16 protein-coding genes, 1 pseudogene and 1 riboswitch are annotated in these 20,098 nt (G+C 38.9%); of the genes and pseudogenes, 4 read left to right on the top strand and 13 right to left on the bottom strand.

The window, feature by feature from the left end; all coding sequences use genetic code 11:
• Positions 1 to 201: 201 nt before the first annotated feature.
• The 4 genes from CD122_RS05000 to CD122_RS05015 all read right to left on the bottom strand — a co-directional run bounded on the left by CD122_RS05000 (position 202) and on the right by CD122_RS05015 (position 5,560).
• Positions 202 to 1,809 carry a CTP synthase gene (locus CD122_RS05000; protein ID WP_103357906.1) on the bottom strand — a complete coding sequence of 536 codons (1,608 nt, stop codon included), beginning with the start codon at positions 1,807 to 1,809 and terminating at the stop codon, positions 202 to 204.
• Between the two features lie 331 nt (positions 1,810 to 2,140).
• A complete protein-coding gene (gene rpoE, locus CD122_RS05005; protein ID WP_103357907.1) occupies positions 2,141 to 2,680 on the bottom strand; it encodes a DNA-directed RNA polymerase subunit delta in 540 nt (179 codons plus the stop codon).
• Between the two features lie 553 nt (positions 2,681 to 3,233).
• The gene (tarF, locus tag CD122_RS05010) at positions 3,234 to 4,403 is read right to left on the bottom strand and encodes a teichoic acid glycerol-phosphate transferase TarF (RefSeq protein WP_103357908.1); all 1,170 of its coding nucleotides are present in this window, start codon (positions 4,401 to 4,403) and stop codon (positions 3,234 to 3,236) included.
• A gap of 296 nt (positions 4,404 to 4,699) precedes the next feature.
• Positions 4,700 to 5,560, bottom strand: coding sequence for a GNAT family N-acetyltransferase (locus tag CD122_RS05015; protein ID WP_103357909.1), 861 nt, complete (start codon positions 5,558 to 5,560; stop codon positions 4,700 to 4,702).
• 181 nt (positions 5,561 to 5,741) lie between these two features.
• Between CD122_RS05015 and CD122_RS05020 the strand changes: the two genes are divergently transcribed.
• Together CD122_RS05020 and coaW are read left to right on the top strand one after the other, a co-directional pair.
• A complete protein-coding gene (locus CD122_RS05020) occupies positions 5,742 to 7,334 on the top strand; it encodes a BCCT family transporter (protein WP_103357910.1) in 1,593 nt (530 codons plus the stop codon).
• A gap of 236 nt (positions 7,335 to 7,570) precedes the next feature.
• Complete coding sequence (gene coaW / locus CD122_RS05025; RefSeq protein WP_103357911.1) at positions 7,571 to 8,368, top strand: type II pantothenate kinase; 798 nt, start codon at positions 7,571 to 7,573, stop codon at positions 8,366 to 8,368.
• 55 nt (positions 8,369 to 8,423) lie between these two features.
• Here the strand turns inward: coaW and CD122_RS05030 are convergent, their stop codons facing one another.
• From CD122_RS05030 to CD122_RS05040, 3 genes are all read right to left on the bottom strand, one after another.
• A complete protein-coding gene (locus CD122_RS05030; protein WP_103357912.1) occupies positions 8,424 to 9,095 on the bottom strand; it encodes a DUF2750 domain-containing protein in 672 nt (223 codons plus the stop codon).
• A 121-nt stretch (positions 9,096 to 9,216) separates the two neighbouring features.
• A complete protein-coding gene (gene ldmS / locus CD122_RS05035) occupies positions 9,217 to 10,416 on the bottom strand; it encodes an L-aspartate--L-methionine ligase LdmS (protein ID WP_103357913.1) in 1,200 nt (399 codons plus the stop codon).
• Entirely contained in the window at positions 10,413 to 11,534 is a 1,122-nt protein-coding gene (locus CD122_RS05040; protein ID WP_103357935.1) for a M20 family metallopeptidase, read from the bottom strand. The genes ldmS and CD122_RS05040 overlap by 4 nt, the downstream gene beginning before the upstream one ends.
• A gap of 163 nt (positions 11,535 to 11,697) precedes the next feature.
• Positions 11,698 to 11,802, bottom strand: a riboswitch (SAM riboswitch).
• A gap of 180 nt (positions 11,803 to 11,982) precedes the next feature.
• On the opposite strand from CD122_RS05040, the gene CD122_RS05045 reads away from it, so the two are divergent.
• A complete protein-coding gene (locus tag CD122_RS05045; protein ID WP_103357914.1) occupies positions 11,983 to 12,450 on the top strand; it encodes an S-ribosylhomocysteine lyase in 468 nt (155 codons plus the stop codon).
• Positions 12,451 to 12,557: 107 nt separating this feature from the next.
• Here CD122_RS05045 and CD122_RS05050 read toward each other — a convergent pair whose 3' ends face one another.
• Both CD122_RS05050 and CD122_RS05055 read right to left on the bottom strand, forming a co-directional pair.
• Complete coding sequence (locus tag CD122_RS05050; RefSeq protein WP_103357915.1) at positions 12,558 to 12,911, bottom strand: DoxX family protein; 354 nt, start codon at positions 12,909 to 12,911, stop codon at positions 12,558 to 12,560.
• A gap of 14 nt (positions 12,912 to 12,925) precedes the next feature.
• Entirely contained in the window at positions 12,926 to 14,227 is a 1,302-nt protein-coding gene (locus CD122_RS05055) for a pyrimidine-nucleoside phosphorylase (protein ID WP_103357916.1), read from the bottom strand.
• A gap of 532 nt (positions 14,228 to 14,759) precedes the next feature.
• On the opposite strand from CD122_RS05055, the gene deoD reads away from it, so the two are divergent.
• Positions 14,760 to 15,470, top strand: a complete 711-nt coding sequence (deoD, locus tag CD122_RS05060) for a purine-nucleoside phosphorylase (RefSeq protein ID WP_103357917.1) — start codon at positions 14,760 to 14,762, stop codon at positions 15,468 to 15,470.
• A 68-nt stretch (positions 15,471 to 15,538) separates the two neighbouring features.
• On the opposite strand, the gene rbsK is transcribed toward deoD, so the two are convergent.
• The 4 genes and pseudogenes from rbsK to CD122_RS05080 all read right to left on the bottom strand — a co-directional run bounded on the left by rbsK (position 15,539) and on the right by CD122_RS05080 (position 19,921).
• On the bottom strand, positions 15,539 to 16,435 hold the full coding sequence (rbsK, locus tag CD122_RS05065; RefSeq protein ID WP_103357918.1) for a ribokinase: 897 nt from the start codon (positions 16,433 to 16,435) through the stop codon (positions 15,539 to 15,541).
• A 13-nt stretch (positions 16,436 to 16,448) separates the two neighbouring features.
• Complete coding sequence (locus CD122_RS05070) at positions 16,449 to 16,832, bottom strand: thiol-disulfide oxidoreductase DCC family protein (protein ID WP_103357919.1); 384 nt, start codon at positions 16,830 to 16,832, stop codon at positions 16,449 to 16,451.
• A 124-nt stretch (positions 16,833 to 16,956) separates the two neighbouring features.
• Positions 16,957 to 18,320: pseudogene (gene nhaC, locus CD122_RS05075) on the bottom strand (Na+/H+ antiporter NhaC).
• A 236-nt stretch (positions 18,321 to 18,556) separates the two neighbouring features.
• Positions 18,557 to 19,921, bottom strand: a complete 1,365-nt coding sequence (locus CD122_RS05080; RefSeq protein WP_103357920.1) for an EVE domain-containing protein — start codon at positions 19,919 to 19,921, stop codon at positions 18,557 to 18,559.
• Positions 19,922 to 20,098 lie beyond the last annotated feature (177 nt).

Here is a 20,098-nt window from a genome sequence, read left to right on the forward strand (position 1 = left end):
ATCATAAGTATATTTTATAAATAATAATTCATATAGATTTTAATGATTGATAAAATATTTGTCAATGCCAATTGAGCTATTTTTGTAAACGATTACACATTTTTGCCATTTAATTTTTTCTACAAACTAAATTTCTCCATAAAAATGTAAAAAACTGGAAACACCCAAATAACAATCGGGCATTCCCAGTTCAAATTTAAATTATTTATTTTGTAATGTCACACATGCTTCAATGAAGTTTTTGAAGATTGGTTGTGGACGGTTTGGACGTGATAAGAACTCTGGGTGGAATTGACATGCAATAAAGAATGGGTGGTCTGCCAATTCAACCATTTCAACTAAACGACCATCTGGGCTTGTTCCTGAGAAGATCATGCCCGCTTCTTCTAAACGCTCACGATATTCGTTATTGAACTCATAACGATGACGGTGACGTTCTTCAATTGTTGTTTGACCGTAGATTTTTTCAGCCAATGTACCTGGTTTAATCTCACAAGGATATAAACCTAAACGTAATGTGCCACCAAGATCTTCAATATCTTTTTGTTCAGGTAATAAGTCGATTACTGGATATGGTGTGTTTGGATCTAACTCTGCAGAATGTGCATCAGATAATCCAACGACGTGACGTGCATATTCCACTGTCGCAAGTTGCATACCTAAACAGATACCTAAGAATGGTAATTTGTTTTCACGCGCATATTTAATTGCTGAAATTTTACCTTCACTTGCACGGAATCCGAAGCCGCCTGGTACTAAAATACCGTCAACATCGTGGAAGTAAGACTCGGCATTCTCATCAGTTACTTCGCTTGAGTCAATCCAACGAATCTCAATATCTTTCATAAATTGGTAACCGGCGTGTTTTAATGCTTCAGCTACTGATAAATACGCATCTTGTAACGCAACATATTTACCGACTAATGCAATGGTTACTTTGCCTTCTAAGTTATTCACAACGTCAAGTAAGTGTTTCCACTCGTCTAATTGTGTATCACGCTCAACTTCTAAACCTAAGCGATCGATAACAATGTCATCCATATCTTGACGGCTTAACTGTAATGGAATTTCATATAATGACTCTGCGTCACGACATTCGATAACACTCTTCTTGTCAATATCACAGAATAACGCAATCTTGTCTTTTAAGTCTTGCGTCATTTCATGTTCTGTACGCACAACGATAAGATCTGGTTGAATACCTAAACCACGTAATTCTTTTACACTATGTTGTGTTGGTTTTGTTTTCATTTCGCCTGCTGCTTTAATATATGGTAATAACGTACAGTGCACATACATTACATTTTCACGACCTAAGTCGCTACGAATTTGACGAATCGCTTCGATAAACGGTAATGACTCGATGTCCCCTGTTGTACCACCAATTTCAGTGATAACAACGTCTGCATTCGTACTTTCGCCAGCTAACAATAAACGTGATTTAATTTCATTTGTAATATGCGGAATGACTTGAACAGTACCGCCTAAGTAGTCTCCACGACGTTCTTTTTGTAACACGTGTGAGTACACTTTACCTGCAGTAACATTAGAGTATTTATTCAAGTTAATGTCGATAAAACGCTCATAGTGACCTAAGTCTAGGTCCGTCTCCGCACCATCGTCTGTTACGAATACTTCACCGTGCTGGTATGGACTCATTGTACCCGGGTCAACGTTCAAATATGGATCGAACTTTTGAATCGTTACTTTAAGTCCTCTATCTTTTAATAAACGTCCAAGTGATGCTGCAGTAATCCCTTTACCGAGTGAAGATACGACGCCACCCGTTACAAATATAAATTTAGTCATGTAAAAAATCCTCCTCAACAGTTATCAGTACTTGCATTACGCCCTACCAAAGTAATGGGTTGTTTCAACTACGCTTAAAAACAAAAAACGTTCCCTCTCACAATGATTAGTTTGCAAGGGGGAACGTTACGTCGACTGTGATGTGACACAGCTATATCAATTGTAGAAGTGAACCTCGTTCATCTTCTGACGTATCGGTTTATTCAATCGTCCTAATTAAAGGAGCCCGAATAAAATTTTATCACTTTGAAACGAAAAGTCAATAAACTTCCGGAATGAATTGTTAAAAATTATTACGCGCACGGCATGCCGCTACATAATCTTAAGACGCCTACATTTCGTCTTCTAATTCATCTTCTTCCATTTCGTCATCTTCGTATTCTTCGTCAATGTCCGCTTCGTCTTCTTCTACAACAAGATCAGATTCTTCAATCTCGTCTTCAACACGTTCGTCTTCAGGATCATCTAACTCTTCTTGGTCGTCTGTACGATTTGGAATGTTAGGATCGCCTTCCGTATCGTCTTCACCAAGTAAAGTTAAGTTTTGATCTTCTTCGTCATCTTCATCTAAAATATCAAATTTTTGAATTGTTGGTGCGATTTTTTCTTCAATGTCGTCAACTGAATACCAGTCGCGTAGACCCCAAACGTTATCGCCTACACTTAAAAAGCGACCGTCTGTATTTAAGTCTGTGTAGAATTGAACGACACGATTTTCGATATCTTCATCTTCGTAGTGACCAATGCGTTTGAATGAATCGATAATATCGTATAAATTCATCGTTTCATTTTGTTCGCTGAGCAATGTATAAGCCATATCGATAAATGACTTTTCGTCCATCATTTCTTGCGTGTAATCTTGTAATTTCATCAGCATATCTTCCTTTCAAAGATTCGCATTTATTCTATCCATATGTTGGGTTGAGGCATTACATAGGAAGCCTCTCCCATAATTAACCATAACAAAATTAGATTATAAATCACTGTGGCGCTTTTCGCAATGTTTTACAAAGTTCTTTTTATTTTTCTTTTGTTAGTCGTTAATATACATCTCAAATGTAAGGTAACGCGATGTAAAACGCTTCTCAATAAATCGGTGTAAGCCAAATGCTCATTTTTCTAAAATGCTTCCGTTGTTCTAACCAGACAAGACTGAATATACGTAAAAAAGTATTCTCACGCCAGTCAACTGCACATTTAACTTTATAAGATTTGATAGCTATTATATCAAGTACTTCATCATTTTTCGCAAAAACAACGACTACAAACACTTCATAGTCATGGTGCTATGTCCGTTGTAGTCGTTGCTCAAATGTATGATTTTGTATATGCGCATGAATCGTAATTCTCAATTTCTATAAAGAATTTGTTACCCTATCCTGACAAAGACGAAAAACTTATATCAGGTATGTCAAACGAATCCGTTATTGCATAACACTATCGATTACCTTTTTGGAAGCATCTCCGGTTTCAAGCACACAATATGTTTGATAAAACTGTTCTAATTTTTGTTGATAGTCCGTCTTCAACGTATCGCCTTTCTTCAATAAACGAATTAAATCTTCTTCGTTCTCAACGATTGGACCTGGCAAGTTATTTTTATAGTCCATGTAGAACCCACGTAATCGACTATCGTAATCTTCTAAGTCATACGCATAAAAGATTTGTGGTCGTTTTAATACACCGAAATCAAACATAACTGAAGAATAGTCGGTTATCAAGATATCACTTATTAAATATAATTCAGCAATATCTTTGTAATCTGAAACATCAATAACAAAGCGATCATTTTCTTGAATTCTCGTAACAACTAAATAGTGCATTCTTAATAAAATTACATAGTCGTCACTCAACTGCTCTCTAAACTTTTCAATATCAAAGTTTAAATTTAATTCATAAGTCCCTTGTTGGATAAACTTGTCATCTCGCCACGTAGGTGCGTACATAATTACTTTTTTATCGGCCGGTATATTTAAGTCATCCTTAATACGTTGAATATACGCTGCATTATTTTGTTCATTAACCAACTTGTCGTTTCGAGGATAACCTGTTTCAATCATTTTAGAACGCTCAACTTGAAACGCACTTTCAAACTTATCTGTTGAGTATCTATTAGGAGAAATTAAATAATCCCAACGTTTACTCTCATTAATGATATTTTGCCTATATTGCTCAGTATTCGTACCTGGCATTTGTACGTCCTCAATATCAAGTCCTAAACGTTTTAACGGCGTACCATGCCATGTTTGTAAATAGATCGTTTTAGGAGATTTATAGAACCATTGCGGCAACCTTGTATTAATCATCCAGTACTTTGCACGTGGCATTGTTAAGAACCATTTGATTGAAAAGCGCACAACATACGGAACGCCATACTGCTCAAACACCGATTCATGTCCTTTTTTCACACCCCACACCAACTCATAGTTTGTGTGTTGTTTTAAGTATTCATATAATGCACGTGGGTTATCACTGTACTGTTTTCCGTGAAAGCTTTCGAAGTACACTAATTTTTTATTGATGTTTTGAGACATAAGTCGAAAAATTAATTTAATACATGACTTTTTCAGGTTATTTATAATATTTTTTATCATTTCAAATCTCCTTAATCACCGCATTGCAATCAAAGTAAACATACGTTTCCACAACATATTTTTACTAAAATTAATTGATATTCAATACAACTATATCAAATATTAAGTTAAAAACTTAATATTATCATCCATCCACAGTCCCATTTATAAATATCGTTGTATAGTGATTCGGCGTACCGCACCAAACCAAAGGGTTATTGTCCTATCATCCATACTCATTTGATATGACACACGTTATGATGAACCTTGTCGGATTGAAAGACTCAAAGTATGCTACAAATTTAAGTCCTTTTTTGTTAGTAGTTAATATACTTTTCAAACGTATGATAGTCAGCTGTAGACATCGTCTCAACAAAGTTACTCTTTTCAAACAGTGGTCTTAACTGATGATTTGGACCAAATAGCGTCACTTCAATCGCTTTTACACCTTCAAATTGTTTACGCACATATGTCGCAAGCTGTCTCAATGCATTCTGTGCGACACCAGTTGCTTGATATACTTCATAGACGTAAACAGATCGGATAATCAGGCGTTGATCAAACTGCTCTAGCGCAATAAAACCAACTTTTGTGCCATTCAATATTAAGTCTACAATATCAATTGTGCCTGCTTTAGAGTCTGAGTTGTATTGCAGTTTAAGAGAAGAAACATATTTAGCGTCCAAATCTAAATAATACAATCGCTCTTTGCCAATGGGTCCTTCTTCTTTCGTTGCTGCGTGCATAAACCCGGCACGTTCGTATACATTCCATGCCGCTTCATTTTCCGCGTCAACCACTAAATACAAATGGTTAAAATCTGGAAAGACTTCTTGCACATATTCTGGTAAAATCATCATCATTTTCGTACCGTAACCATGTCCTTGGTAACGTTCATTGACAGATAACGAACGGACATATACCACTTCTTTTGGCGTATCATAACCCTCGTGTTGATAGTGCTTATGTAATACAAAAAAGCCAATCACTTCTTGTTCCATATTCAATACGATATTTGCGACACGATTGTCATCATTGAGCGCATCATCTAACACTTCTAGTGGTAACGACGAATAGATACGTTGTCGTTCATTTAACTCAAAATTAGCTAACGCCTCACGGTATTGCACATCATATAATTGTATAGTAATATCATCAAAGCGCTTACTTTTTGTCATTGTAATCATCCATCCCTTTTATGTTTGATTTACTTTATTGTTATCATACACTATTTTGACTGATTTCAAACACGACATAATAGAAAATACGGATTCGATTGCATACAAAAAGTTGAGTATGACAACAAGAATGATGCGTATATGCGTTGTTGCACGTTCGTTTCATTCGAGAGGGGATATTATGAAACAACCATTAGCTAAGAAAAAGAAACATCGCAATATTGTTTATACTGTCGCTTTCACTATTATTTTACTACTTACTTTATTAGCCGCCATTTTCCCAACAAGCTTTGGTAATATCGCACAACTGGTTTATGACTTTTTAGCAATTAACTTTGGCTGGCTCTTTCTAATTATTGTCTTTGTACTCGATATATTTTTAATCTTCCTTGCCGCTTCTCGATACGGTCGCTTTAAATTAGGCGCCGATGATGAAGAACCCGAGTTCTCATTTATTTCATGGATTGGTATGCTGTTTTCTGCTGGTCTCGGTGTCGGTATTGTCTTTTGGGGCGTTGCTGAACCGCTCACACATTACTTACACTCGCCTTTTCCAGATAAAGTGCGTGGCGAAACGGTTGAATCTGCACATCTAGCTATGGGCTATACTTTTTTCCATTGGGGCATTTCTCAGTGGTCAATTTTTGCAATGAGTGGTTTGATTGTCGCCTACTTCCAATTCCGCAAACAGCGTGATGGTTTGATTTCAACAGCTATGGAACCTGTTTTTGGCGAAACCTATCGTCGCCCGTTCCGTAACTTAATTGATATTTTAGCCATTATCGCAACAGTAATGGGGATTGCGACGTCTATCGGACTCGGTATTTTACAAATTGCCGGCGGGCTCAACCATGTATTCCATGTGCCGAATAATGCTATCACACTTTTAATTATTACCGTGCTGATGACCTGTATCTTTTTAAGTTCTGCACTGACAGGTATTAACCGCGGTGTGAAATGGCTCAGTAACTTAAATATTGTAATCGGTGCATTACTGTTAATCTTTATTTTTATCTTTGGTGATTTGCGTTTTATTGTTGAAACCTTCACCGTGTCACTCGGCGATTATATTTCACATTTTGTCACGTATAGTCTGCGTATGGACCCATATACGGGAGACAACTCTTGGATTCAACAATGGACTGTCTTCTACTGGGCATGGGTTATTTCATGGTCGCCATTTATCGGTGGCTTCGTTGCACGTGTATCTCGTGGACGTACCATTCGTGAATTCGTTATCGGCGTCTTAATCATCCCACCAGTTATTTCTCTCACATGGATTGCAGGATTTGGTGGTACAGCCATTAACTGGGCATTACACAAAAACTCAAATATCGCACAAGTTGTCGACAAAGACTACACTGTCGCGTTGTTCGAACTACTGCGCAACTTCCCATTATATGAAGTAACAAGTGGCTTAGCAATTATTTTGATTTTCACATTTATTGTGACAAGCGCCGACTCCACAACACATATCGTTTCAGGTATGGCGACAGGCGGTGTCGAAAATCCGAAACGTAAACACAAACTCGTATGGGGACTGTTAATCGGCGGTATTTCAGTGGCATTGACAGTTGCCGGTGGTTTAACTAGCTTACAAACCGCTTCTGTCGTAACAGGTCTACCATTCTCGATTATTTTATTACTTATGATTTTCTCATTAATGCGTGCATTGCGACGTGAACCAACCGAACACTTTAAAATGACACACATTGAAGACGAAAAAGACTTCACAAAAACCATCGAAGAACGTGAAAAGAACGATGAAATGTAAGGAGGTTGGGACAAAAGCGTTTAAATTTATTGCGTCTCAGCTCCATTCATTAGTGATGGTTTCATTGTAGTTTCTCATTAAAGTTCAACAACCAAATTTAACGCCCTAAAAGCTAGCATTGCGCACGACTTTTAGGGCTTTTTTATAAAAGTTATTTTTACAGTAATTGTCACTGTCCATTTATACCGTTTTCATTTATGATATACATAGTAAATATTAACGAAGAGGTGACATTCATGCGAATCGGTATTGATGCGGGTGGGACATTAATTAAAGTAGTCATCGAACAAGATGATCAACGTACGTATCAAACGCATTTATCTACAGAATTAGAGAAAGTGGCAGCGTGGCTCAATGACCAACCATGTCAGGATATACATATTACAGGCGGGAAAGCGAAAATGTTGAATGATTTACTCAACTGCGATGCCCAAACGTATATTGAATTTGATGCGGCTGCAAAAGGCATTCAAATACTACTTAAAGAACAAGGAACACAGATTGACCGCTATATTTTTACTAATGTAGGTACTGGAACATCCATTCATTTGTCAGATCCGTCTGGTCAACAACGTGTCGGCGGAATTGGTACAGGTGGCGGGATGATTCGTGGTCTCGGCTATCTCCTCACAGAAATTAATGATTATGAAACATTAACGAATCTTGCACAAAACGGCAATCGCGATATTATCGACTTAAAAGTGAAACATATCTATAAAAACGATACACCCCCGATTTCCGGTGAATTGACGGCTGCCAATTTTGGAAATGTCCTTCACAACTTAGACCAAACATTCACAGATGCCGATAAACTTGCTTCTGTTATGGGTGTCGTTGGCGAAAGTATCACGACCGTGTCGATTCATGTTGCACGTGAACATCACGCTGAAGATGTCGTCTATATCGGTTCATCATTCCACAATAATCCGCTCCTTCAACAAGTCGTGACGGATTATACCATTTTACGTGGATTCAAACCGCATTATTTAGATAACGGTGCTTTTTCAGGGGCATTAGGTACACTTTACCTATAAACCAAAAGTGGGAAGCTAACCTTGCATTATCAAGGTCACCTTCCCACTTTTTTACTTAAAATGTTAATTCGTTCGCTAATTTTTGTGCAGATACGATTGTACCTACAACGCCTGGTTTAACATCAATCGCCACATAACGATTATCATCACGCAGCTCATCTAACCATTCCGCAAAGACTTCCCCTTCTACATCAATCAATTCAAATGATTCGAAGTCTTCTTCTGCCACTTTTTCCGCACGTTTGCTCAAACTCCATACCGGCATAAAGTGTGATTGTTCAAAGTTGTCATTTTCATCATATACTACCGCAAATTGTTTCATACCTTTTTGCGTCAGGCCATATACTGTATCTGACTTGGCAACATCTTGTACAAATTCACGAATACGAATATTGTCCAATTCCGTCATAATATCGTTAACAGCTTCAACGATTTTAATCTCATGACCCGCTGCTTTGTCGGTAACGTTCACTAACGCTTCGTCTTCATCATCAAACATATCGTCCAGTTCATATGTCGCAAAACGGTCAATATCCATTGTGATCAGCTTATCGTATGGGACATCAAACTTCTGCAAGTATTCTTCTGCCAATGACTCGCGCGTCCAAAAACAGAAGTATGGACGGTCTTGATATGTGTGCTTAATAATCTTTTTGTCTTTAACTGCAATAAAAAATTGCTCGTTCGTTAATATATCTTTATAAAAACGTTCACTTTTATAAGACATGCTATGACTCCTTCACTGTTCATTCTCTTTATCGACTAAGTCTGTTAGTTAGACTATAACATACTTTAGACATCTTGCATAAGAGAACAATGACTCTGTCTATCTAATCGCTACAATGAACCTATTCTGTCAAAAGACCTGCCTGTTCCAGAAATGCGCGCTCATAGTCTGCAATGGTTTCATCACTGTCGGCGTGCCAAATACAACCGAATCGTGAATCGACATGGTGGTCTGTGTACCAATCGCCGTCATAGTACGAGAGTGGAAAGAGTACGCCTTTTTGAATAAACGTTTTGATTGTTTCATGAAAACGTTCATTGTCACCTTTCGCAACGTAGCTATAAAATTTATGATGCGATCCTTCTAATTCTGAAGCGAGCAACAACATACTCGTCGAACCATTTTGACGATAATTTAAATCAATCGCATACACGTCGCCATCTGCATCTTCTAAAATATCAAAACCTGCGATACCAATAAAACCGAGTTCCACTGCCTTTTTCATTAATGCATAGCCTGCATCAATAACCGCTTGTGGCACGTGCTGGGCATTGATATTCCCCTTGTAAAAACCATATTCGTTCGTCAATTGTTTCGCGGCTCCAAGGTAGATAATCCCTTTATCCGGATGTTGCGCAAATTGCACACAGTAGTTACCTACCGCTTCTACACATTGTTCGATAATCAAAGTATCCGTTGCTTCCTCCGCTTTTTTCACACGTACAATCGCTTGTTCTAACTCGTCTTGTGTATAACAAATCATGACACCGTAACCACCTGCTGTCGGCAATTCGTCACCCGGCTTAATAACGACAGGCAATGGCCAGTTGCGTACGACCTGTTCAAATTCTTCAAATTCAACGACTTCACGGCGTGGCAAATATTTACCTTCTGTCCATTCCGGAATTTTAGATTTGTTATTGAGGTCTACAAACGTCTGCTTATCCATCGCATACTGCTCTGCCGGTACTAAGTTCTCACCGTGCACATATTGAAAGTAAATCTTGCGTCCTTCGTCTTTAGACAACCGTTGTAATAACGTTTCATACGATGTTTGGTCCTTAAAATAATACAGATTATCAGGAATTGAATGGTCGACTAAAGCAAATAGTTGTGCAAGTTTATCCGTAACACTTGCTTCATGCACGATGACCGGCATATCTGCAATTAATAGCTCTCTCGCAGATAAAAAGTTCGATTGATGTTCATCCGGCTCCAACCACGGATTCGAAATGTATGACGGTCGAGATGAATAAATAACGTCATCATCATATAATTGTGCCATTGTGATATCCGGGTATTTGTTCTTTACATCGGTCATAATAATTGCTCCCTTAATAATTGGTGTTCATGTTGAATCTTCTTAAGGTGCTCTGTATCTTCAATTAATCTTGCGCCCATCAACGCAATGATTTTTGCGCCTTTGATGAGTGCTTTATCTCCCATTGGGCTTGCGGCTGCTTCTCTAAAACGATGCGTATGTCCTACTAAGCTGCGTGGTCCAATCTTAACGTGCGGATGAATCGTTGGCACGACATGACTGACGTTACCAGTGTCTGTTGAACCAAAGCCAAAGTCATCATGACTCACTTCTTCGCCTAGTTCTTCTGCATAGGTTTCAAACAATTCGTCTAACAATGGTGCTTTAATAAATTCATTCACACCATTTTGAATCGGACCAAATTCATAATTACAGCCTGCCTGTAACGCTGCACCTTTCGCAATATCGTGTACGCGCTCTGTTAAAACATCTAAAGACTTACGTGTTGTGCCACGTGTGTAGAAACGGGCATGTGTAAAGTCAGGAATAATGTTCGCCGCTTTACCACCATCTAGTATCACACCGTGAACACGTTCTGACGGCTGAATATGTTGGCGTAATTGTGCGATACCATTGAAGAAACTTAACATTGCATCCAGCGCATTGCGTGCTTCATACGCATTTTCGGAAGCGTGCGCACTACGTCCAAAGAACTTAATGTCTAACACGTCTACTGCTAATGTGTGAATCGTTGGGTACGTTTCGTTGCCTGGATGAATCATTAAAGCAACATCGACGTCAATCAGTCCTTCTTTCACATATGAAGCTTTTGCGGAACCATTTTCCCCACCTTCTTCTGCCGGACAACCGTACACGACAACTGTACCGCCGATCTCATCAACGACTTGCTTCAATGCCACACCTGCCAGCACGCTTGATGTTCCAATAATATTGTGACCACATGCGTGTCCTAACCCTGGTAATGCATCATATTCTGCTAAAAAGCCAATTTTTGGTCCCGGCTTATCTGATTGATATGTTGCGATAAAGCCTGTCGCATGACCAGCTATATCACGTTTCACTTCAAAATCATTGCGCTTTAAATGGTCAATGAGCAAACGCGATGCAAACAACTCTTCGTTACCCAATTCTGGACGCTCATGTATTTGATGACTCATATCTAAGTAGTGAAGCCTATTATTATCTATATAATCTAAAATTTTCTGTTTTACTGTAACCAAAAGAAAAAGCTCCTTTCAAAATAAAAAAATTACCAACATCGACATAACGCAATATTTATCAAGTGCGGTATGTACAAAGTTGATAACATTTTGTCCATGTCATTTATCTGTCAGCAATCTCGCTGTTGGAATTAGCACCTTTATCGTCATCGATCAGGTTGCAGGGTTTCACAGGGCCAAGTCCCTCCACCACTCTTGATAAATTATTATTTAATTATTACTCATTCTATCGGATTTATAATCATTTGTCATGTGATTTTGTCGATATTTTCAAAATTTTCTTCGGTATTTTGCATTAATCCGCTTTCATCAATCGAGCAGTCCCCTTTTACTTTCTGAGGAATATGATAGAATAACGTTAAATAACAAAGGAGGCGCTACTATTATGCCAAAAATGAATGTCGAAAGTTTTAACTTAGATCACACGAAGGTTGTGGCACCCTATATTCGTCTAGCAGGAAAAATGACTGGTGCCAATGGAGATGAAATTCATAAATACGATATTCGCTTCAAGCAACCAAACAAAGAACATATGGATATGCCAGGTTTACACTCACTAGAACACTTAATGGCAGAAAATATCCGTAACCATACAGATAAAGTTGTCGATTTAAGTCCAATGGGTTGTCAAACTGGCTTCTATGTATCGTTCATCAACCATGATAACTACGATGATGTGTTAGATATTGTTGAGAAAACAATTCATGATGTGCTTAATGCGACAGAAGTGCCTGCCTGTAACGAAGTACAATGTGGCTGGGCTGCTTCTCACTCATTAGAAGGTGCCAAAGTCATCGCTCAAGCATTCTTAGACAAACGCGATCAATGGCATGATGTGTTTGGTGAAGGCTAAAACATGATAAATAAAAACACGGATGCGTCTCTGCACCCGTGTTTTTTTGGGAGTGGGACGGGAATCTCATTTATCAAAAAAGATTCCGTCGTCCCATCCCTGTTTATTTATAGCTTACGTATCCATGCCATTAAAACGAACTGTAATGGCAAGCGACCGTATAATGCTGTTTTAGACATTTCTTTATCGCCAAGTGGTAATTGATGACGTGCCATATAAATATTCGCTGGGAAGACCGCCCATAAGAAAGCAATCATCGCGTGTTTGAACCAATAACCTGGTTTCTTCAAGGCAAGTCCGATACCAAATATTAACTCCATTACACCGGTAATCCACACAATTTCCCTTTTAAATGGTAAATAATGCGGTACGATATTGCGGAAATTGCGTTCTTTCTTAAAGTGCATATAGCCTGCACCCGTAAATAAAATTGCCAACAATTGTCGACCAATCCATTTCATTGCATTCAATCCTTTTATTTCGTAATAATTTCATGGATCAGTGTTGGTACTTCACCATGTTCGCTAATTGTAATATTATCATACAATTTTGCTTTCACTTGTTCAACGTCTTCTTGGTTCGCATAGATTGTTAATAGTGATTCGCCTTCTTCAACAGCGTCGCCCACTTTTTTGTTTAAGACAAGTCCAACTGCTAAGTCGATTGTGTCTTCTTTCGTTTGACGTCCTGCACCTAACATCATAGACGCGATACCAATTTCATTTGCAATCATTTCAGATACGACACCTGATTGTTTCGCAGGTAATTCAAATGTGTATTTTGCAGTCGGTAACTTAGATGGATCATCTACAACAGATGCATCTCCGCCTTGATTACTTAAGAACACTTTGAATTTCTCAAGTGCTTTACCATTATCAATGACACCTTGTAACATTTCACGTGCTTCTTCTAATGTCTCAGCTTTTTCTGCTAACACAACCATTTGTGAACCAAGTGTTAACACTAATTCTGTTAAATCTTCTGGGCCTTCACCTTTAAGCGTATCAATCGCTTCTTTCAATTCAAGTGCGTTACCAATTGCACGGCCTAATGGTTGACTCATATCAGAGATAATCGCCATTGTGTTACGGCCCACTTGGTTACCAATTTTAACCATCGCATTCGCTAATTGTTCAGCGTCTTCAACCGTCTTCATAAATGCACCATTACCTGTTTTAACATCCAGTACAATTGCGTCTGCACCTGCTGCAATTTTTTTACTCATAATTGATGATGCAATTAATGGAATAGAATTTACCGTACCCGTTACATCACGTAATGCATAGATTTTCTTGTCTGCTGGTGTTAAGTTACCAGTTTGACCGATAACCGCAAGTTGATCTTCATTCACTAACTTAATAAAGTCATCTTCAGAAATTTCAACATGGAACCCTTCAACCGCTTCTAACTTATCAATCGTGCCACCTGTATGACCTAATCCACGACCACTCATCTTAGCAACCGGAATATCCAATGCTGCTACTAATGGTGCCAATACAAGTGTTGTTGTATCACCTACACCACCTGTTGAGTGCTTGTCGACTTTAATCCCTTTAATATCTGAGAGATCGATTTGATCACCAGATTCAACCATCGCCATTGTTAAGTCCGCGCGCTCTTCATCTGTCATATCTTGGAAGAAAATCGCCATCGCTAAACTCGACATTTGGTAATCCGGAATATCACCTTTCGTATAGCCATCCACAAAAAACTTAATCTCTTCCGTTGTTAATGCATGGCCGTCTCTTTTTTTTGCGATAATGTCTACCATTCTCATGATAATTCTCCTCTTCTCTCTTAATCTATTTAAATGGCGTATTTGTAAACACACCATTCATCATGTAAGCCTTTTCTATTCTATTATAAATGATTCTATTGCATTTGATAAATATTATGAGTTATAAATCGTAAAAATTTTGATTTCTATTTTTCACAGATCAGGGCGTGAGACAGGTAGTGGGACAGGAATCTTATTTTTCTAAAAAGATTCCGTTGTCCCCCCGGCAAGGCTGAGTATGTGTGATAAAGATTGAACAGCGTAATTTCACGCCAGTCAGCTATTGCCCCCTACATTAATACTCACACTTAAATTGAATATTGCTTATAATGTCTCCGCTACTATGCCTAGCAAGATTTGTGTCAACTTATACATCACTTGTCACGCACATTGTTAATATTCGACTTAGACACATTTCTAGGGTTGAGACAAAGCCGCTAGTCCCTTTCATTTCACTCCTTAATCGACATTTCAGAGCAGGTCTGTTATCTTTAAGGTAATCCATAAAAATATATTCAAGGAGCTGTTTGTTATGACACAAGGTACACCACATATTCAACCAAACGGAACAAAAATTGCTAAGACGGTATTAATGCCAGGCGATCCATTACGCGCAAAATATATTGCTGATAACTTCTTAGAAAATGTAGAACAGTTCAATGAAGTACGTAATATGTTCGGTTACACAGGCACATACAAAGGAAAAGAAGTCTCTGTCATGGGTTCAGGTATGGGGATTCCAAGTATCGGTATCTATTCTTACGAGCTATACAACTTTTTCGATGTAGACACAATCATCCGCATCGGTTCTTGTGGCGCAATGCAAGAAGATATTCAACTTTACGACATCATCATTGCACAAGGTGCGTCTACAAACTCAAACTTTGTTGATCAATATCAAATCCCAGGTAACTTTGCACCACTTGGCGACTTTGATTTAATCGTCAAAGCGAAAGAAAAAGCGGATGCGATTGGCGCACGTTCACATGTAGGTAACGTATTATCTTCAGACACATTCTACAATGCCAATGCCGACTTCAACCAAAAATGGGTTGACATGGGTATCTTAGGTGTGGAAATGGAATCTGCAGGTTTATACTTAAATGCCATCCAAGCAGGTAAAAAAGCATTAGGTATCTTCACAGTATCAGACCACTTATTACGTGACGAAGCAACAACAGCAGAAGAACGTCAAAACTCATTTACACAAATGATGGAAGTTGCACTTGAAATTGCTGAGTAATCCTTCATATTAAAGATAATCCCCTTAATCATTAGCGTACATGCCTGATGATTAGGGGGATTTTTTTGTCATGCTTTTTTCTCAAGCGCTGCGTCAACCGTTTCACGTGCTGGAATGCCACCTTGTGCACCTAATGCCCTTACCGCAAAGCTCGACGCCATGTTCGCAAACTGTAATGCGGACGCCAGCGATTGTCCCTCACTTAATGCCACCGCTAACGCACCGTTGAACGTATCTCCTGCACCTGTTGTATCTACAACCTCACACGGATATGACGGCACCATATGGCGTGCGTCATCATCATAGTACGTCGCACCTTCTGCACCTAACGTCACGATCAACTTTTGCGGGTACTGTGCTAACGCCTCGTCCATGCCCACATCAAATAATTGACGACATTCACTTTCGTTTGGCGTTAAATAAGCCACTTGCTCGATTAACTTCTGTTCAAGCGGACGATACGGTGCTGGGTTCAATATCACCTGCATGCCAAGGTCAGCCGCTTTCTCAATTACTACCGCAACCGTCTCAGCTGGAATCTCTTGTTGCATCACAATAATATCGCCACGTTCAAATCGCTCTAATATCGGTAGTACAACTTCAGGCAAAATATGATTGTTCGCTGCCGGTACAAAGATAATACGATTGTCTTGTTCATACAACGTAATATGCGCTGTACCTGAATGTTCGCCCTCAATCTTCTGCATATACGTCGTGTTCACACCAAACTGTCTCAAATTATTAATAATCTTATTTCCAAACGCATCGTCACCGACCGCACCAATCATATAAACGTCACCATCTCGTTTTAACCGTGCAGCTGCTACTGCTTGATTCGCACCTTTACCACCCGGCGCCATCAGCAACGTCTCGCCTAAAACCGTTTCGCCTTGCTCAGGAATTACATCCGTCTGCACCGTCAAATCCATCGATGAACTACCGATAATTATAATGTTCTGTGTCATGACTGCTACCTCTCTATTCTATGAAAAATGATTGCTCGTCAGCAGTAGGTTGCGCCCACGTTGTTGACCATAGCTTATCTCTATTATTCGCAAAACAACGATAGCCCATATCTCGCAATGGTTTCGGAATACTCCATAACAGCACACCTAACCATTTATGACGGCCTAACGCACCTAACATTTGTACAATAGCTGTCGATTCGAACGTCAATTGCGCACCACGTTGTAAAATGACGCTATTTTTCGATGCGACTTCTGGATGTTGCGCGACTAATGCATCACCTGCATCGCTTTTCAGCGGGACAAATTGATAACTGCGCGGCAATCCATGACGAATGAGCCAAATCGCATAGTTATAGCAATAATTGCAGTTACTATCATAATAAATAATTGGCATTTTGCTCACCTCACCCTCTATAGTAAACCTTACCCGTAACAATATAAATTAATATCCCTTATGCCAAATTAACAAAGGGCAACAACGCCTCTATTACCGAGGAAATTGCTGCCCAAACATACGCTTATTGCATCGCATTTTGTTCTTTGAAATAAGTTTGTTCTTCTTGTGTCAGTTTTACAATTTTAAAGCCGATAAAGGCATAAATAATCGAAATAATTGGTACAACATAATTCAATATCGCAAATGGCGCATATTCATGTACGTGTACATTTAAGGTTGTTAAGATAAACACACCACACGTATTCCATGGTACAAAGACAGATGTTAACGTTCCGCCGTCTTCCAATGCACGTGATAAATTTTTCGGATGTAATCCTTTATCGATAAATGTCGACACGTACATACGTGACGTTACGATAATTGAAATGTATTGTTCTGAACATGATAAGTTTGTACCGAAACATGAAATAATTACTGAAGCGATCAAGCTACCTGTATTCTTCGCAAATTTCAATACAACCGCAATCAATGCCTTCAACATACCTGAATACTCAAGCAGACCCCCAAATGTCATCGCTACAAGTGTTAACGATATTGTATAGAACATTGACTCTAAACCACCACGGTTGAATAATTCATCAATCGTTTTGTTACCCGATTCCAACACATAACCTGTTTGTAGAGATTGTACAGCCGTCGCTAATGAATCGCCTTGTACAAAGATTTCTGTAAAAAATCCGAGTACTACCCCTAGCACAATCGCTGGAATGGCAGGTACTTTCAATGCAACCGCAATAATAACGATAAGCGGTACAACGAGTAACCACGGTGTGATGAAGAATGACTCATTAATCGCATGCATAATGCTATCAATACGTCCGCGATTCAGATGGTCACTCCCATACATTTGACCGAGTATGAAAAAGGCAATCAAACTAATGATTAAGCCAGGTATTGTTGTATAGAACATATGCTTAATGTGATCAAACAAATCAACGTTCGTCAAACCTGACGCTAAGTTAGTCGTATCTGACAACGGGCTCATCTTATCACCAAAATATGCACCTGAAATAACAGCACCGGCCACCATTCCTGGCGATAACCCCATACTAATACCGATACCCATTGATGCAACACCAACAGTTGCCATTGTTGACCATGAACTTCCGATAGCTAGTGACACAATACCACAAATCACAACAACAACTGCTAAAAAGTACGTTGGTGAAATCAATTTGAGTCCGTAGTAAATCATTGCTGCGACAACACCGCTACCAATCCACGCACCTATGATGAGTCCTACAAGCATGATGATGACAACCGCTGGCAAAGCGTGTTTATCCCCTTATACATCATCTCTTCCACTTCTTCCCATTCATAGCCGTGGCACATTGTAATAATAATCGCAACGGTTGTGCCGATAAGTAATGGAATGTGTGGTGCTTGTTGCAACTTTACAACCGTGTACAACATTGCTGCAATCATAATGCCAAGTGTCAAAAGTGCATACCAAACATTGATCTTTTTCTTCTGTCGTTTCTTACTATTCAATTTTAACCTCTCCCCTTCACTTATATGTAAGCGATTACAAATATCATACTATTTCTGAATTTAACTAGCAAGAATTTTTAGAATATTTGACATCACTTATTTTAAGTGCTTGTCTATGTATAAATAAAATAAAGTGACGTCTGCACAGACAAACGCCACTGTTTCAATGATTATTTTTTCACTTGGATAATACGTGTATATTTTAACATTTGCGTTGAATACTTTTCTTTCACTTGCTGTGGTGTTAAGTATGTCACACCAACGATATGCCAGTTTGGATTGAAACGGTAAAATGAATCTTTATTACGACTCCATTTAATCATACTGCCGTCTTTGTTATAACGTGGCAATGTCATTTCATAGCCTTCCAAAACATTAATGAACGTCTGGAAAATATCCGGATCAATACGGTCAAACTGATCAATCACCAAATACTGTCGATCCGTTTTCGGCATTAAGTCTGTAATAAATCCTTCACGATAATAAAGTGCACCCGCCTCATTCGGTAAGTAACGACCGTACAACATTTCTTCCATAAAGTCTGGATGTCCGACTGTCATCACAGGTGTCGCATTCGCCTTTTCAACCAATGACGTCGCAGCTTTCAGACCTTCTGCTTTATCATCCGCCAATAATAGAATAAACGGCTTCACATCTTCTTCCTTAGGCAATTCATAATCGGATTTCACCGCTTCAAACTGCCCTTTCAAGCCATCATTCTCGCTCATTTCCATCATGGCGTGGTATTGCGTCGGCGTTAAGCTCGCAATCGCTTGCTTAGCATTTTCTTGTAAGAAGTACAGATTTTTAAGTTTCGGATGCTTGTTCAACGTCATCAAGCTAATCGGATGAATATCCTCAATATAACGTATTTCAATAGCCGTACTATTCGTTCTACCCGCTTCAGGCGGTCGGGTATGTATATGATGTGCCACTTCCGCGCGACCAACGATAGACTGATTCATATGTTTGTTATATACAATAATTTGGTCGCCAATTTCCAATTGTGTATAGTGGTGATAGCCGTTGCGCTTAATACCATTACGTGTATGCGTATAAATCGTATACTTCTCATCCGGTTCAAACGTCTCCGTTTCAGCCATAAAGAAATAGCGTGGAATCGTCACGTCGCCAGTACCAAGCCCTTTAATCAACTCAAACTCATCATAAGATATTTTGTTAAACAACGTTTCTTTCATATTATTCATACGAAACTCCAGCGCTTCACTACGCTTCAAATATTCCGTTGTTAAAGGTTTGAACGCCTCATTGAACTTAAATTGAACGTGTATTTTATTTTGTGCACCTGTCATAACACTTGTAATTTCGCCCCAGCCAAGCAATCCTGCGTCTGTTTGTACTTGGTAGAAAATCACTTTATCCCCTACTTGCGCCTGTTTAAACGCACGAAATCCTTGGGTTGGGTTGAACTGTGCCCCTGATTCAAAGACAGTGGTTTGTCCTACTAACGGCTCATTGTGATTCCATCTGTTATACCCACAATTTAGCCAAAAGTAATTTGTTTCTTCTGCCATGGCATATGAATCTCCTTCATCATATATTTATCTTGTTCATTATAAGTGTTTCTGTAACAAACAACAACAGCTTTTCAACAGTTTCTCTTATCAACACTTGAAAGGGTGCAGGACAGGTATCTCATTTTTTCAAAAAGATTCCGTTGTCTCATCCCAGAAAGGCTGCGTATGTGTTAA

It is taken from the genome of Staphylococcus rostri (assembly GCF_002902145.1).
GTDB lineage: Bacteria > Bacillota > Bacilli > Staphylococcales > Staphylococcaceae > Staphylococcus > Staphylococcus rostri.